Consider the following 15,748-nt stretch of genomic DNA (forward strand, 5'->3'; position numbering starts at 1 on the left):
TTCATTCGTCTTCGGCGTCGTACTCGAGGTCGACGGCCAGGCGGTAACCGCGTTTCACGACGGTCTGGACCATCTTCGAATCCCCCAGTGCCGCACGGAGTCGCGCGACCGCGACCTCGACGGCGTGGGTGTCGGAGCTGTCGCCGGGCAGCACAGCGAGCATCTCCTGCCGAGACACCACCCGCCCGGGATTGCGCGCGAGCAGTTTCAGGAGCAGCAGGCCCGTCGCCGACAGGTCTTTCAGTTCGCCGTCGACGACGACGGCCTGCCCGCGGATCGCGGTGTCGTGTCCGGCGACACGCAGCACGTGGGTGCGGCGCGGGAGTTCGTCGGTGATCAGGCGCGCGAGCGCACCGAGCCGGAACCGGCGCGGATACGTCGTCGGGATCTGCAGCGCCTCCAGTGGACTGGCCGTCACCGATCCAACACACATCACCGGCACCGCGGTACGCAACGCGTGGACGAACTGCTGCAGCTTCCCGAGTTCCTTGGCGCGGGTCAGGATCGACGCCGCGGCCGGCGCACTGGTGAAGGTGATCGCGTCGAGGTCGCCGCGCAGCACCGAGGCGATCATCTTGTCGATGCGCGCCACATCCGGATGCATGTTCCAGCGGTAGACCGGGATCGGTACGACCTCGGCCCCTGCGGCGCGCAGGACGGTGCAGAAGTCCGGCAGCGGTTCCCACTCGCTCGTCGCGCCGTGGAGCTGCACGGCGATCCGCACACCTTCGACGCCCTCGGCGAGCAGGTGATCGAGCACCTCCGAGGAGGATTCGCTCTCCGGCGACCACTCCTCCCGGAGTCCCGCGGCGCGGATCGCTCCCTTTGCCTTGGGGCCGCGCGCGATCAACCGGCTCTGCGACAGCGAATGCAGCACGTCCTCGGCCCTGCCCCAGCCGTCGGCCGCCTCGATCCAGCCCCGGAACCCGATACCGGTCGTTGCGACCATGATCTGCGGCGGCGAGACGATGATCTCCTCGGTCACCCGCTCGAGTTCGGTGTCGTCGACCAGTGGCAGGATGCGGATGGTCGGCGCCTGCACGACCCGCGCACCTCGTCGTTCCAGCAGCGCGGCGAACTCCTCGGCCCGGCGGGCGGCGGTGATACCGATGGTGAATCCGGTCAGTGGCAAGGGGTCGGCGGGCAACGGGTCGGCGGGCAACGGGTCGTTGTCGGTCGAGTCACCGGGATGATTGATGGCGTTCACGCGGGAAAGAACACCTCGACGGTCCGCTCGACGACGCGTACTCCGTAGCTCGGCACGGAGACGGACTCGTCGTCCAGGCAGACACCGGTCCGCAGCGCGAACACCTGCTTACCGAGCGGCGAGGCCACCGTCGGCTCGCCGGCGCGGTCACCGGTGAGTCCGCGCGAGAGCACCGCGGCGCGGCCGAACGGGTCGATGTTGCCGATCGCGTACAGGCGGGAGCGGCCGGGTGCCGCCTCCCGGTCGGTCTCGGCGGCGAGCAGCCGGAACAACGCGGCCTGCTCTCCGCGAGGACCGAGCACCGCGACCCCGCGTCCGACGATCAGGTCGTCGATCGAACAGGCCCTCACCCAGGTTCCCTCGACCGCGCCGGACCCGTCGACAGCGAAGGAACTCCGTCCGGTCTCGTCTGGTGCGATGGTCATGTCGGCACTCCTTCCTTCACCGGCGCCGCGTCCACGACCGATCCGGTGTTCACATCCGCCCCCGGACGTACCTGCGGCATGTCGAGCAGCACCGGCACCTTACGTTCGTACTCCGCGAACCGGATGGTCGGGTCGACCACGTCGGGTGCGTTCACGAACGACACGAACCGCCTCAGCTTGTCCTCGTCGCCGAGCACCGCTGCCCATTCGTCCTGGTATCCGGCGACGTGCCGGGCCATCGCGTTCTCCAGTTCGGCGGCGAGTCCCAGGCTGTCGTCGCAGACCACCGCCTTGAGATGGTCCAGACCGCCCTCCAGAGACTCCAGCCACGGGGCTGTGCGCTGCAGTCGGTCGGCGGTACGGATGTAGAACATGAGGTACCGATCAATGTAAGCGACCAGGGTGTCGTCATCCACTCCGCCGGCCAGCAGCTGCGCATGCTTGGGGCTCTGGCCCCCGTTGCCGCCGACGTAGAGGTTCCAGCCGTGCTCGGTGGCGATCACGCCGACGTCCTTGCCGCGGGCCTCCGCGCACTCGCGGGCACATCCCGAGACCCCGAACTTGATCTTGTGCGGCGACCGCAGGCCCCGGTATCGCTTCTCCAGGAAGACCGCCATGCCGACCGAGTCCTGGACGCCGTACCGGCACCAGGTGGAGCCGACGCAGCTCTTCACCGTGCGCAGGCTCTTGCCGTAGGCGTGGCCGGACTCCATCCCGGCCTCGACGAGGCGTCGCCAGATCTCGGGCAGCTGGTCGACGCGGGCGCCGAACAGATCGATGCGCTGACCGCCGGTGATCTTGGTGTACAGGCCGTAGTCGCGGGCGATCTCGCCGATCACGATGAGCTGCTCGGGCGTGACCTCACCTCCCGGCATGCGCGGCACCACCGAGTACGACCCGTTCTTCTGCATGTTCGCGAGGAAGTGGTCGTTGGTGTCCTGCAGTGCGGCCTGTTCGCCGTCGAGGATGTGCTCGCTCGACGTGGAGGCGAGGATCGAGGCGACGGTCGGCTTGCAGATCTCGCAGCCCTGCCCGGTGCCGTAGCGGTCGATGAGCTCGGAGAAGGTCCGGATGCCGGTGACCGCGACGATCTCGAACAACTCGGCGCGAGACTGGGAGAAGTGGTCGCACAGCGACTTGCTGAGCTCGACGCCCGACGCGGAGAGCAACTGCTTGATGCTCGGCAGGCAACCGCCGCAGGTGGTGCCGGCCGAGGTGCAGCCCTTGATCGCCGCGATGTCGCAGGCCCCCTCGGCGATCGCCGAGCAGATCGCCCCCTTCGACACCCCGTTGCAGGAGCAGATCTCGGCGTCGTCGGGCAGCGCGTCCATACCGACGCCGGTGCCGCCCTCCGGCGCGATCAGAGCCGCCGGGTCGCCGGGGATCTCCCGGCCCACCATCGGCTTGAGCAGGGCGTAGGCCGAGGCGTCGCCGACCAGGATGCCGCCGAGCAGGGTCTTCGCGTCGTCGCTGACGACGATCTTGGCGTAGCGGCCCGCCACCGCGTCGTGGTAGGTGATCTCGAGGGCGTTCTCGGTGGTCGCGAACGCATCGCCGAAGCTCGCGACGTCGACGCCGAGAAGCTTCAGCTTCGTCGACATGTCGGCGCCGGGGAAGGTCGACGAGCCGCCGAGCAGGCGGTCCGCGACGACTTCGGCGGTCGAGTAGCCGGGAGCGACGAGCCCGTAGCAGCGCCCCTCGACCGCGGCGACCTCGCCGATGGCGAAGATGTTCTCGTCGTCGGTGACGCAATCGGTGTCGACGAGCACACCGCCGCGCTCGGCGACCGCGAGGCCGGCGTCGCGGGCGAGCTGATCGCGGGGCCGGACGCCGGCCGAGAAGACGACCAGCGAGGCGACGATCAGCGACTCGTCCGACAGCGTGACGCGCAGCCCGCCGTTCTCGGCGTCGGCGATCTCGGAGGTGCCGACCCCGGTGTGGACCTCGAGACCGAGGTCGGTGACGAGGTTCTCCAGGATCGCCCCGCCGCCGGCGTCGACCTGCATCGGCATGAGCCGCGGCGCGAACTCGACCACATGCGGTTTGAGACCCATCAGCCTGAGCGCGTTGGCCGCCTCGAGTCCGAGCAGGCCACCGCCGACGACGACGCCCGTGGCCCCCGGGCCGGCCGCGTCGGCGGCCGCCCGGATGTCGTCGAGATCGTCGAGCGTGCGGTAGACGAAGCACCTGGGGTTGTCGTGACCCGGGACCGGCGGTACGAAGGCGTAGGAACCCGTCGCGAGCACGAGTGCGTCGTAGGCGATCTCGCGTCCCGACGACGTGACGACGCGGCGTTGCGGCCGGTCGATCGCGGTGACGGCCTCACCCAGATGGGTGACGACGAGATCGTCACCGTCGTAGGTGTTGCCGTCCAGTGCCAGCGAATCCCGCTGCCATGCGCCGACGTAGGAGGACAGACCCACGCGGTCGTAGGCCGGTTCGGTCTCCTCACAGACGATCTCGACGCGCCACCGGTTGTCGGTGTCACGCTGCCGCATCTCCTGCACGAAACGGTGTCCGACCATGCCGTGACCCACCACGACGACGGTGCTGCAACCCGTGTTGGTCTCGCTGCTCATTGTCTACTCCCTGTGCCTTGCCTGGTGGTCGAGTTGCGCCGCGCGCGATCTCAGGCCAGCGCTTCCTTGGCGGCCGGCTCGCCGGTGGTGGCCGTGCCGGCGCTCACGGCGTCCGCGACCGGCAGATCGGTGGTCTCACCGACGACGATCGGGCGCCGTGCGTAGAACCACCAGGTGACCACCGCGGCCATCACGTAGAAGGTGAGGAACACCCAGAAGGCCTGTGTGGCCGACTGATTGGACTTGTAGCTGGACCGCAGTACCAGGTTGATGCCGACACCGCCGAGGCCGCCGGCCGCACCGGCGATCCCGATGAGCGCGCCGGACATGCTGCGCGACCAGGTGGTCTTGCCGAAGGCGTTCAGACCCGACAGCGACTGCGCCTTGTGCTCCCAGATCGTCGGGATGATCTTGTACACCGAACCGTTGGCGATCCCGGAGAGCAGGAACAACAAGATGAATCCGGTGATGAAGGCCGCGAGGACACCTCCGCTGATCACCTTGCCGTTCGCATCGGCCGACATACCGGCGATCACGAGGATCGACGCCGATGCGGCCATCGCGATGAAGCAATACAGCGTCACCTTGCCGCCCCCGATGCGGTCGGCGAGCTTACCGCCGTAGGGACGTGCGACCGACCCCAGAAGCGGTCCGATCCAGGCGATCTGGGCCGCCGCGAGGGCGGGCTTGGAAGCGCCGGCCGAGGTGAAGCTGATGTTGAGGACCTGGCTGAACGCGAAACCGAAACCGATGAACGAGCCGAAGGTGCCGACGTAGAGCAGGCAGATGAGCCAGGTGTCGCGGTACTTGAGGCAGTCGATCATCGCCTTGCCGCTGGCCGTCTGATGGTCGAGGTTGTCCATGTAGATCGCGGCGCCCACACCTGCGATGGCAAGTGCCACGAGGTAGATCGCGCAGACGATCTCGGGCTGGTCGGCGAAGAGCCAGATGACCAGCAGACCGATGACCTGGACGACCGGGACACCGATGTTGCCGCCGCCGGCGTTGAGTCCGAGCGCCCAGCCCTTGAGACGCTGCGGGTAGAAGGCGTTGATGTTGGTCATCGAGGAGGCGAAGTTGCCGCCGCCGAACCCGGTGATGGCCGCGACCGCCAGGAACCAGCCGAACCCGAACTCGCCCGGGTTCATCATCAGCATCATCGTCAGGCCCGTCGGGATGAGGAGCACGACGGCCGAGAAGATCGCCCAGTTGCGTCCACCGAACTTCGCGGTCGCCTGGGTGTAGGGAATGCGCAGGCACGACCCGACGAGGGTCGCGGTCGCGGCGATGACGAACTTCTGATCCATGCTGATGCCGTACTCGGGGCCCATGAACAGGGCCAGCACCGAGAACAGCGACCAGATGGAGAAGCCAACGTGTTCGCAGATCACCGACCAGATCAGATTGCGCTTGGCGATCGCGGCGTTGCCGTTGTCCCAGGCGACCCGATCTTCGGGATCCCAGTCGGTGATGGTGTGGTCACGAGTGAGCTGTGCTCTGAGGTCTGCGAAGGCCATGCGTCCCCGTCTTCCGATGCTTGGTGGTCACTGCACGAGCAGTGCGGGCGGTCATCTGTGACACGACAGCGGGCTGTCGTATCGGGCGCCGACACCGATGTCGTGCGACTGACACCAAGCATGTGGGGAGCGTGTTGCGGGGATTTTCCGCGAGGTGACCGGACCGTCACGTTGTTCTCACTTCGCCGCAGATGGGGTGTGAGAACCCTGACAGATCCGACGCAGGGCTGTGAGCTGCGGTTATACGAGCAAACGTACCAGCTCGACGACCCGCTGCAACCCGGGCAGTGCGCCGGAGGTGGAGCGCGGGTGCAGCGCGTGGACCGCCAGCCGGAACATGGTCGCCCGCAGCATCATCTGCGGCCACTCCGGCTGATCCGACCACCGCTGGACGAGTTCGGTGTCCGCGCCACCCCAGGCGAGGGCGTCGACCACCGCGACCGCGGCCGCCCAGGGGGCCGGTCGCCAGTACGGGACGATGTCGGTGATGCCGGGTGCGGCGGCACCGGCGAAGAGTACGGTGCCGAACAGGTCGCCGTGCACGACCTGAGACGGCAGGTCGACCGGCTTGCGAAGCTTCGCAAGGGTTCTCAGCATCTCGACGCTCTGCACGCCGTCGGGTGCCGTCGGCTCGGCCATCCCCGCGGCCCGCGCCGACCGCAGCGGGACGTCCTCCCACGCGGCACGGTCGGCCGCGGTGAAGACGTCGACGTCGGTGTGCGGCGGCGCGGGGGGCTGCAGGAGGAAGCGCGGACGTTCCAGTGCGGCGGTGGCCTCGTGCAACCGGTCGGCGACGAGGACGACCTCGTCGTGCCGCGGCTCGGGGGTCCCGGCGATGTAGGTGTCGGCACGCCATCCCGAGACGACGTAGCGCCCGTCGGTCGCGCGGAACGGCCGTGCGATCCGCATACCCTCGACGTACAGCGTCTCGCGGACGGAGGCCGACCAGGCGGCGCGCGCGTGATCGGGCACCAGCGACAGCACGACCTCACCGACGCGCCAGCCACCGACCCAGGAGTCGCCCATCGCGACGGGCGGATGCGCGGTGAGCCCGAACGTGTTCAGCACATGTTCGGGCGGCTCGACGGTATTCACCAGGCCAGATTACCGAGCGCCGTGGACCGATTCGGTGAGGCACGCGGTGCCGCGCCCGAGATGCGGCGACCGCTGCCCCCCGCGGACGCGGTCAGTAGACCGGCAGCGTCTTGTCGACCTGGTTGGCCCAGGCGGTCACCCCGCCCTGGAGATGCGTGGCGTCGGCGAAGCCCGCCCGCTTGAGTGCGGCGAGCGCCTCGGCCGAGCGGATGCCGGTCTTGCAGTACAGGACCGTCGGACGATCCTGCGGCACCTTCGCCAGACCCTCGCCCGACAGGATCTCGCCCTTCGGGATGAGGGTCGCTCCGTCGATCCGGACGATGTCCCACTCGACCGGCTCACGTACGTCGATGATCGCGAGCTTCTCCCCCGCGTCGATCTTCTGCTTGAGTTCGACGGCGGTCAGCGTCGATCCGGCCGCGGCGTCGGATGCCTCACTGGACACCACGCCGCAGAAGTCGTCGTAGTCGATGAGGCCGGCGATGCGCTCACCCTCGGGGTCCTTGCGGATCTTGATGGTGCGGTAGGTCATGTCGAGGGCGTCGTACACCATGAGCCGGCCGAGCAGCGGCTCGCCGATACCGCAGATGAGTTTGATGGCCTCGGTGCCCATGATCGAACCGATGGAGGCGCACAGGATGCCGAGCACACCGCCCTCGGCGCACGACGGCACCATTCCGGGCGGCGGGGCCTGCGGATACAGGTCGCGGTAGTTGATGCCGCGGCCGTCGGGAGCGTCCTCCCAGAACACCGACGCCTGACCCTCGAAGCGGTAGATCGACCCCCAGACGTACGGCTTGTGCGCGAGTACCGCGGCGTCGTTGACCAGGTAGCGGGTCGCGAAGTTGTCGGTGCCGTCGAGGATGAGGTCGTACTGCGAGAACAGCTCGACAGCGCCTTCGGGTTCGAGACGCTCGTCGTGGAGGTTCACCGTGACGTACGGATTGATCTCGAGGATCGAGTCCCGCGCGCTCTCTGCCTTCGGACGCCCGATGTCGGACTGGCCGTGGATGACCTGGCGCTGCAGATTGGACTCGTCGACGATGTCGAATTCGACGATGCCGATGGTGCCGACACCCGCCGCGGCCAGATACAGCAGCGTGGGCGAGCCGAGTCCGCCGGCGCCGATCACGAGCACCTTCGCGTTCTTCAGGCGCTTCTGACCGTCCATCCCGACGTCCGGGATGATCAGGTGGCGGCTGTAGCGGGCCACCTCTTCATTGCTCAGTTCGGCTGCCGGCTCCACGAGGGGTGGCAACGACCCGGTGAGCGACCCTTGCGACGACACGAACGCCTCCAGTATTCGGCGAGTACACGGACTCTTGGCACAACCACCGTGGTGGCCGGCTCATTCCCGTGGGTCAGCGACTGGGAAACGGCCAGGGGTTGGGACGACAGACGAACGCGCGATTGGCCTTCATGTCCGGATCGAGGGCCATGACCTCGGAGTTGGCGGTACCGAAGGACTGCTGCATCATCACCGGCGCGAGCGCGCCGTCCTCGCGGCACGGCTCATGTGCGGCGTAGCCGAGTCCGTGCCCGACCTCATGATTGACGAGATACTGCCGGTAGGCGACGTCGTCGCCCTCATAGGACAATGCTCCGCGAACCCAGCGCGCCTCGTTCAGGGTCACGCGGCCCTGCGGCGGGTAGAAGCAGGAGGTCTCCAGCTTGATCTGGTACCCGCACAGCTCGCGGGTCGTTCCGGTGGAGACCAGGGTGATGCGCAGGTCCGGCTCGCCGCGGTCGATGCGCCGGAAGCTCACGCGTCCGTCGCCGATCCAGCTGCGCGGATTGGTCAGCGTCGTGTCGACCATCTTCGCGAAGGTCGGGTCGCCGCCGTAGTCCTGAGGGTTGAGACCGTTCTCCACCTCGACGGTGTAGGTGTACTCCTGGCCGCCGGTGCCGACCTTCTCGCCCGCACCCCGCAGCACCCGGAAGGTCTGCCGGCCCTGCGTGGTGAACGGGCCACCCTGGGGGAGGGTACCGGCGGGCAGTGCCGCCGCCTGGATGTCGCCGGTCGGGGCACCGATCGGACGCGTCTCGGTGCTGATGTACGGGTTGCGTGCAGCGGAGTCGGGGTTGACCGCGGCGGTCGGTGCCAGATCGGCGTTCCCGCTGTCCTTGATGGTCACGACTATCAGCGCGATCGTGAGGATCGTCAGAACCGGGATGGCATAGGCGCGCCAGCCGTACGTCGAGACGAATCGGCCGAGAGCCGACTGCTTCTTGTACTCGGGCTGTGCATCGCGATCCACGCGGGGACGGCCGCTGTCATCGGTCGGGTCCCAGCGCGCACGCAGCGGCTGGTCCGGCTTGGGACGTCCCGACGATCTCGGGCCGACATCCTTGGTGCGCACCGGTCCCTGATCCAGGCCGGGGCCACCATCCTCTGCGCGGCTCACGGACTAACTTTCTCACAGCGGACCGCAGATACTGCGTAGGAAGGTCTCCCGAGTACGATCTTGCCCATGTCGACCGCAACCAACGCGTCCGCAGTGCCCGGACGCAGTACGCGCCTGCCGCGCAGCGCACGGCGGATGCAGTTGCTCGACGCGGCCAGTGAGATCTTCGTCGAGCGCGGCTACCACGCCGCCGGGATGGACGAGATCGCGGTGCACGCGGGAGTGAGCAAACCCGTCCTGTATCAGCACTTCCCGTCCAAGCTGGACCTCTACATCGCGGTCGTCGACTCCCATGCCGAGAAGCTGGTGAGCGATGTGAACACCGCCCTGCGCACCACCACCGACAACCGGAAGCGTGTGCGTGCGGCGGTGGAGGCGTTCTTCGACTTCATCGACCAGGACAACTCCGGCTACCGGCTGATCTTCTCCTCCGACGCCTCCGATCCGGCCGTCATCCGACGCGTCGAAGGTGCCACCGAGGCGTGTGTGGATGCGGTGTACGGCCTGGTCATGCACGATTCCGGACTCGATCCGTACCGCTCGCGCATGCTCGCCTCCGGACTCGTCGGAGCCAGTCAGGTCAACGCGCGCTACTGGCTCGAGGCCAAGCGGCCCGTCGACAAGCAGACCGCCGTCGACACCACCGTCGCGCTCCTCTGGGGCGGTCTGTCCCACTTCCCGCGTCAGGCGCCCCAGAACACCGAGACCCAGAACGACGCCGAGACCCCGGCGGAGGACTCCGACCCCGGTCCCGCCTGAGAACCACGGACGTACGAACAAGGGTCCTGCGCGCACCTCGCGATCATTCGCGGAGGGCGCACAGGACCCTTGTTCGTTGGCTTGTGTCCGGTCAGGAACCGAATCCGACGCGACGGTTCTCCGACGCACCGACCTCGACGTAGGCGATCTTGGTGACCGGGATCAGGTAACGGGCGCCCTTCTCGTCCACCAGGGCCAGCAGCTGCTGCTTGCCGCCGAGTGCCGCCTCGACCTCGGCGTAGGCCTTGTCGCTGGTCAGCGACGTCGCGATGGTCAGCTCACGCGGGCTGTCGGTGATGCCGATCTTCACTTCCACGGCCATGTGCCGCCCTCCTCCGGTGTCAACAACGCTTGCCGCACAAGGCTAGTCCAGCAGCTGTCAGACGGGACAGCCGCTCCGCTGACAGCGAAAAGCAGCGGGGTGCGCGAGCCCGGTCAGTCGAGTCCGAGATCGGCCATGCGCGTGGCGTGTTTGGCCGCGACCGCGTCTAAGAACCGAGCGACCCCCGACAGCGACGAGGCCCCGGAGAACAGCAGATCGGTGACCTCCTCCTCGGCGGCGAGCACCCATTGCGCATGGGTGATGGCCTCGCCGAGCAGACGGCGACCCCAGAGGACCAGCGCCGATTTGATCGACGGATCCGCCTCGACCGCGGCCCGGACCTGATCGCGGGCGAAGGCCGAGTTCGCGGTCTCGGCCATCACCTCGGCCATCACCGAGCGGGAGTCGGGCGGGAGCATGTCGGACAGTTCGACGTAGAAGTCGGCGGCGAGCCCGTCGCCGACATAGGCCTTGACCAGAGCCTCGTACCAGGTCTTCGGGGTGGTGGCCCGGTGGTACTGGTCGAAGATCGACCGATAGCGTTCCACGGCCTCGGCGGCGGTGAGACCGGTCATCGTCTCGACGCGCTCGGCGAGCCGGTCGAAGTGGCCGACCTCGGAGGCGGCCAGCCGCGCGATCGCGATCTTGCCCGGCACATCGGGAGCCATCGCCGACTCTTCGATGAGTCGGTGGAAGGCGGCGAATTCGCCGGCGAGCAGCACCGCGAACAGCTTCCCGACCACGCGGTCCTGATTCTCGATCGCAGCAACCGGCGTGGACGACGGGATGGGCTCAAGGGGGTCGGATGCATGCGCCATGAGGTGATGGTAGCGGCCGCTCCGGAAGCACCAAGTACACTCGACTGCGGTGCACTCCGACGGGACCCCCCGTCGCTTGCCCGCTGAGCTGCGTGATCATCGCGTGCTCTCCGGCGCGAGCGTGTGGATGCGGCCGATGGGATGTGACGACAACCGCTCGCGAGATTCTCGCGGGAGCCAAGAGTTCGTGTCACGACGCCCGGTCGGATCCCCGGTGCCACTACGACATTTGCGCGCGCACTTTCGAGCTTTCCTCGTGCGCGCAGGAATCACACGCGCGCAAGAGACTGCCCAGAAAGGCAACCACCGCATATGAGCGATTCGGCCGTGCAGACGACCATCGTCGACGACACCCACACCGCCCCCACCTTCGCCGAACTCGGCGTGGATGAGCGTATCGTCTCGGCTCTCGCCGACGACGGCAAGACCCACACCTTCGCGATCCAGGAACTGACGCTCCCGCTCGCCCTCGAGGGTCACGATCTGATCGGTCAGGCCCGCACCGGCATGGGCAAGACCTTCGGTTTCGGCATCCCGCTGCTGCACCGCCTGGCCCACGCCGAGGCCTCCGGCGTGCGGCCCCTCGACAACACCCCGCGCGCGCTGATCATCGTGCCGACACGTGAGCTGTGCGTTCAGGTGACCGGCGACCTCCAGGTGGCGGCGCCGTCGCTCGAGGTCACTCTCGCCGACGGCACCCGTCGGCCGCTGAAGGTCACCTCGATCTACGGCGGTCGCCCCTACGAGGCGCAGATCGCCGAGCTGCAGTCCGGCGTCGACGTCGTGGTCGGTACCCCGGGTCGCCTCCTCGACCTCGCCCAGCAGGGCCACCTCGTGCTCGGCAAGGTCTCGATCCTCGTCCTCGACGAGGCCGACGAGATGCTCGACCTCGGCTTCCTCCCGGACATCGAGCGGATCATGTCCGCGCTGCCGACCCCGCGCCAGACCATGCTGTTCTCGGCGACCATGCCCGGACCGATCGTCACCCTGGCCCGGACCTTCCTGCACCGGCCTACCCACATCCGCGCCGAGAACGCCAACGACTCGGCGGTCCACGACCGCACGAAGCAGTACGCCTACCGCGCGCACGCACTCGACAAGGTCGAGCTCGTCGCCCGCATCCTGCAGGCCGACGGCCGCGGCGCGACGATGGTCTTCACCCGCACCAAGCGCACGGCCCAGAAGGTCGCCGACGACCTCGCCGAGCGCGGGTTCAAGGTGGGTGCCGTGCACGGCGACCTCGGTCAGATCGCCCGCGAGAAGGCCCTCAAGCGGTTCCGCGACGGCGCCATCGACGTCCTGGTCGCCACCGATGTCGCCGCCCGCGGCATCGACATCGACGACGTCACCCACGTCATCAACTACCAGTGCCCCGAGGACGACAAGACCTACGTGCACCGGATCGGCCGTACCGGGCGCGCCGGCCGCACCGGCATCGCGGTGACCCTGGTGGACTGGGACGAGCTGCACCGCTGGGAACTCATCGACAAGGCCCTCGGTCTCGGCATCCCCGACCCCGCGGAGACCTACTCGACCTCCGAGCACCTGCGCGAGGACCTGTCCATCCCGGAGACGGCCACCGGCCGCATCGTGGCCGCCAAGCCCGAGCGCGACCCGAACGAGACCCGCGAGACGCGCGAGGACCGGGAACCGCGTAAGCGTTCGACCCGCACCCGTCGTCGTACCCGCGGCGGCCAGACCTCCGAGGGCGACACCGCGGAAACCGCCAGCACGAGCACCGAGACCGCCGAGGAAGCCAAGGGCAACGATTCCGAGGCCTCCGACGAGGGCACCGGCGAGGGCGCCTCGAAGCCGCGCCGTCGTCGCCGCCGTCGCGGTGGAGCCAAGGGCAAGCCGGCCGGTGAGGGTGCAGGCGACGCGACCCCGGTGTCCGCCCAGTCCGCACCGGCAGCTGCCGAGTAACCACCACGAGTCCACGCGTGGCACGCGTCAAACCGGAGCGGCGCCGGCCGATCGACCTCGCGGTCACCGCGATCATCGTCGTGCTCGTCGCCGTGTCCGGGCTGATCGCCTGGCTGGTGAGTCCGGTACGTGGGACCACCAGCGTCCAGGCGCAGTCCACCCCACCCAAGGTCGAACAACCCGCGGCGGTTCCGGGCTCCTTCGCGCCACGCTGGCACGCCGCCTCCGACGCCACCGTCACGCCGGCCATCGCCGCTTCGGTGGTCGTGACCGGCAACGGCGGCACCGTCACCGGGCACGACCCGGCCTCGGGGGCGGAGCTGTGGTCCTACCGCCGAGATCTCGACCTCTGCGTCGTCGGCACCGCGTGGACCGCCAGCACCGACCTCGCGCTCGCGGTCTACCGCAACTCCCGCGGCTGCTCGGAGGTCACCGCGCTCGACGCGAAGACCGGGGCCCGCAAGGGCGCCCGGACCAGTGACGCCGACGACCAGCTACGGCTGGTCAGCGACTACGGGTACGTGATCGCCCAGGGCCCCCGCCGGCTCGAGACGTGGGGCTCGAACCTGGTGCGCGGAATCGAGTACGGCCGGGTGGAGGCGCGCGTCCGCCCGGAGGACGAGGCCAAGCGCAAGGACTGCGTCATCTATTCCTCGGCCATCTCCGGCGACCGCATGTCCGTCACCGAACGCTGCGCCGACGACCCGGGGTATCGGCTGACCGTGCTCGGCGTCCTCCTCGACGACGAACGCGTCGAGCAGTACGGGTCGACACTGATCACCGGTGACGTCAGCGGGCCACCGCCGGTGGTCATCGCGATGTCGTCGTCGGGTATCGCCGTCTACGACGGCGGCGCGAGTCCCGCCGAACCGCCGGCGCTCGGCGGCGACAGCGGACCGTCCATCCGACGCTTCGACTCCGAGGGCGTGGCGACCGGCTCGAACACCGTGTCCGGGGATGCGACACCACCGTCGGGAAGCGTCCCGCTCGACGGGAACGGCATCGTCACCTATTGGACCGGCAAGTCGACGGTCGTGCTGGATGGACAGAGCCTCAAACCGATCTACCAGGTCCCCGGCACGCTCGGACCCGGCCAGGTGATGGCCGGGCAGCTCCTGCTGCCGAGTACGGCCGGGATCAGCGTGCGTGATGTTGCCGGCGGCCGCGAGATCCGTTCGATCCCGCTCGCCCGCAACGCCCCGCCGGACGGAGTGGTGAGCCTGCGGGTCCTCGGCGACGTGGTCGTCGAACAGCGCGGCACGACGGTCGAGGCCTTCGGTCCGGCCTGACCTCACCCGTCACGACGCCTCAGAAGTCGAGGGTGCGTACACCCTCCCCCGCGTCCCAGTACTTCCACAGGTTCTCCGCGAGTTCGCGATATGCGGTGGCGCCCTTGTTCTTTCGTCCGCGCATGACCGAACTCCCGGAGGCCGAGGCCTCCGCGAACCGGACGGTTCGCGGGATCGGCGGGTTCAGCACCGGGAGCTCGTAGCGATCGGCGACGTCGGAGAGGACGTCGCGGCTGTGCGTGGTCCGAGCGTCGAACAGCGTGGCCACCGCACCCAGCATCGTGAGGTTGGGGTTGGTGATCTGCTGGACCTCGCGGACGGTGCGCAGCAACTGCCCGACACCACGATGCGCGAGCGTCTCGCACTGGAGCGGGACGATCACCTCGTCGGCCGCGGTGAGCCCGTTGAGCGTGAGCACGCCCAGCGACGGCGGGCAGTCGACGATGATGACATCGAAGTCCTGCCCGACCTCGGCCAGTGCCCGCTTCAGTGCGTACTCCCGCCCGGGCCGCATCAGCAGCAGTGCCTCGGCCCCGGCCAGGTCGATGGTGGCGGGCAGCAGGGTCACCTTGTCCTCGGTGTCGAGGAGCACGTCGGCGATCTCCTCGTCGCCGAGGAGCACGTCGTGCACCGAGGACTCCAGCTGGTCGGGATCGTGCCCGAGGGAGAACGTGAGACAGCCCTGCGGATCGAGATCGACGACGAGCACCGACACGTCGAGGTCCGCGAGAGCGGCTCCGAGGGACTCGACCGTGGTGGTCTTGGCGACCCCACCCTTCTGATTGGCAATCGCGAGGATGCGCGTCATGGGCCCTACTGTACGGCCGGTCGGCACCGAGTCGACATATTAGAGTCGGCGTCGCGGTAACAACTGGGTCAACTGATCGGAATGCCCGATTTCCGCCGCGATCAGGTCAGGGGCCGGGTTCGAGGTCGCCGGCCAGCCACCGGACCGAAGCCGGACTGAACAGCATCACCAGCACCGCGAGGGCCGCCAGGGCCAGCGGCACGCTGAAAACCGGCAGGCCGCTGGTGAACAGGTAGTACGCCACCGGGAGCAGCAGGATCTGGGCGATCATCGCGATCGAGCGTCCCCAGCGCCGCCCCGTCCACAGCGCGATCCCCCCGGCGAGGACGCCGCCGCCGATGATGCCGAACCAGGCCGCGGTGCCGTAGCCGCTGATGGTCGTCTCCTCGTGCCCGGCGAGCGCGCGGATCACCAGGATCACCGCCACCACCACGCCGATCAGTCCCTCGACGGTGGTCACCGCCCCGGCCACCTTGATCTGGGTGGGCGTCACCGACGGATCGGCGTCGATCTCAAGCCGGTCGTGCTCCGGGCGGTCCTTCTCCGTGCTCACCCGTCCAGGGTATTCGGCGCGGGTCGGGAGAGGCTGTGCACCCCACGC

At 68.5% G+C, this 15,748-nt stretch carries 14 protein-coding genes; 3 read left to right on the forward strand and 11 right to left on the reverse strand.

Annotated elements, in window-relative coordinates:
- Window position 1: 1 nt before the first annotated feature.
- The 7 genes from IHQ52_RS20925 to IHQ52_RS20955 all read right to left on the reverse strand — a co-directional run bounded on the left by IHQ52_RS20925 (window position 2) and on the right by IHQ52_RS20955 (window position 9,228).
- A complete protein-coding gene (locus tag IHQ52_RS20925; protein WP_006437392.1) occupies window positions 2-1,207 on the reverse strand; it encodes a uroporphyrinogen-III synthase in 1,206 nt (401 codons plus the stop codon).
- Window positions 1,204-1,632, reverse strand: a complete 429-nt coding sequence (locus IHQ52_RS20930; RefSeq protein WP_006437393.1) for a nitrite reductase (NAD(P)H) small subunit — start codon at window positions 1,630-1,632, stop codon at window positions 1,204-1,206. Before IHQ52_RS20930 ends, IHQ52_RS20925 begins: the two co-directional genes overlap by 4 nt.
- The gene (gene nirB, locus IHQ52_RS20935; RefSeq protein ID WP_006437394.1) at window positions 1,629-4,211 is read right to left on the reverse strand and encodes a nitrite reductase large subunit NirB; all 2,583 of its coding nucleotides are present in this window, start codon (window positions 4,209-4,211) and stop codon (window positions 1,629-1,631) included. The genes IHQ52_RS20930 and nirB overlap by 4 nt, the downstream gene beginning before the upstream one ends.
- A gap of 50 nt (window positions 4,212-4,261) precedes the next feature.
- Window positions 4,262-5,728, reverse strand: a complete 1,467-nt coding sequence (locus tag IHQ52_RS20940; RefSeq protein WP_006437395.1) for a nitrate/nitrite transporter — start codon at window positions 5,726-5,728, stop codon at window positions 4,262-4,264.
- A 240-nt stretch (window positions 5,729-5,968) separates the two neighbouring features.
- A complete protein-coding gene (locus IHQ52_RS20945; protein WP_006437396.1) occupies window positions 5,969-6,823 on the reverse strand; it encodes a TIGR02569 family protein in 855 nt (284 codons plus the stop codon).
- A 91-nt stretch (window positions 6,824-6,914) separates the two neighbouring features.
- On the reverse strand, window positions 6,915-8,111 hold the full coding sequence (moeZ, locus tag IHQ52_RS20950) for an adenylyltransferase/sulfurtransferase MoeZ (protein ID WP_006437397.1): 1,197 nt from the start codon (window positions 8,109-8,111) through the stop codon (window positions 6,915-6,917).
- A gap of 73 nt (window positions 8,112-8,184) precedes the next feature.
- Window positions 8,185-9,228 (reverse strand): DUF3152 domain-containing protein, encoded by a 1,044-nt coding sequence (locus IHQ52_RS20955; RefSeq protein WP_006437398.1) that lies wholly within the window; start codon window positions 9,226-9,228, stop codon window positions 8,185-8,187.
- Window positions 9,229-9,294: 66 nt separating this feature from the next.
- Here IHQ52_RS20955 and IHQ52_RS20960 point away from each other — a divergent pair, with 66 nt between their 5' ends.
- On the forward strand, window positions 9,295-9,987 hold the full coding sequence (locus IHQ52_RS20960) for an HTH-type transcriptional activator FasR (RefSeq protein WP_024498905.1): 693 nt from the start codon (window positions 9,295-9,297) through the stop codon (window positions 9,985-9,987).
- Between the two features lie 91 nt (window positions 9,988-10,078).
- Here IHQ52_RS20960 and IHQ52_RS20965 read toward each other — a convergent pair whose 3' ends face one another.
- A complete protein-coding gene (locus tag IHQ52_RS20965; protein ID WP_005197051.1) occupies window positions 10,079-10,309 on the reverse strand; it encodes a DUF3107 domain-containing protein in 231 nt (76 codons plus the stop codon).
- A 113-nt stretch (window positions 10,310-10,422) separates the two neighbouring features.
- Window positions 10,423-11,127, reverse strand: coding sequence for a ferritin-like fold-containing protein (locus IHQ52_RS20970; protein WP_096274414.1), 705 nt, complete (start codon window positions 11,125-11,127; stop codon window positions 10,423-10,425).
- Between the two features lie 312 nt (window positions 11,128-11,439).
- Between IHQ52_RS20970 and IHQ52_RS20975 the strand changes: the two genes are divergently transcribed.
- Entirely contained in the window at window positions 11,440-13,050 is a 1,611-nt protein-coding gene (locus IHQ52_RS20975; protein WP_024498904.1) for a DEAD/DEAH box helicase, read from the forward strand.
- A gap of 17 nt (window positions 13,051-13,067) precedes the next feature.
- Window positions 13,068-14,339, forward strand: coding sequence for an Rv3212 family protein (locus tag IHQ52_RS20980; protein WP_238063903.1), 1,272 nt, complete (start codon window positions 13,068-13,070; stop codon window positions 14,337-14,339).
- 19 nt (window positions 14,340-14,358) lie between these two features.
- On the opposite strand, the gene IHQ52_RS20985 is transcribed toward IHQ52_RS20980, so the two are convergent.
- Window positions 14,359-15,147: a ParA family protein gene (locus tag IHQ52_RS20985; protein ID WP_006437403.1), complete on the reverse strand. Its 789-nt coding sequence runs from the start codon at window positions 15,145-15,147 to the stop codon at window positions 14,359-14,361.
- Between the two features lie 106 nt (window positions 15,148-15,253).
- Window positions 15,254-15,700 (reverse strand): hypothetical protein, encoded by a 447-nt coding sequence (locus IHQ52_RS20990; RefSeq protein ID WP_024498902.1) that lies wholly within the window; start codon window positions 15,698-15,700, stop codon window positions 15,254-15,256.
- Between the last annotated feature and the right edge of the window lie 48 nt (window positions 15,701-15,748).

Origin of the sequence: Gordonia amicalis, from assembly GCF_022059885.1 — a bacterium.
In the GTDB taxonomy this organism is placed as follows: Bacteria; Actinomycetota; Actinomycetes; order Mycobacteriales; family Mycobacteriaceae; genus Gordonia; species Gordonia amicalis.

What these genes read in the sequence shown, in the direction of transcription:
- IHQ52_RS20930 (WP_006437393.1), bottom strand. Translation starts at nt 1,632, where the DNA reads ATGACCATCGCACCAGACGAGACCGGACGGAGTTCCTTCGCTGTCGAC.
- nirB (WP_006437394.1), bottom strand. Translation starts at nt 4,211, where the DNA reads ATGAGCAGCGAGACCAACACGGGTTGCAGCACCGTCGTCGTGGTGGGT.
- IHQ52_RS20940 (WP_006437395.1), bottom strand. Translation starts at nt 5,728, where the DNA reads ATGGCCTTCGCAGACCTCAGAGCACAGCTCACTCGTGACCACACCATC.
- IHQ52_RS20960 (WP_024498905.1), top strand. Translation starts at nt 9,295, where the DNA reads ATGTCGACCGCAACCAACGCGTCCGCAGTGCCCGGACGCAGTACGCGC.
- IHQ52_RS20965 (WP_005197051.1), bottom strand. Translation starts at nt 10,309, where the DNA reads ATGGCCGTGGAAGTGAAGATCGGCATCACCGACAGCCCGCGTGAGCTG.
- IHQ52_RS20970 (WP_096274414.1), bottom strand. Translation starts at nt 11,127, where the DNA reads ATGGCGCATGCATCCGACCCCCTTGAGCCCATCCCGTCGTCCACGCCG.
- IHQ52_RS20975 (WP_024498904.1), top strand. Translation starts at nt 11,440, where the DNA reads ATGAGCGATTCGGCCGTGCAGACGACCATCGTCGACGACACCCACACC.
- IHQ52_RS20985 (WP_006437403.1), bottom strand. Translation starts at nt 15,147, where the DNA reads ATGACGCGCATCCTCGCGATTGCCAATCAGAAGGGTGGGGTCGCCAAG.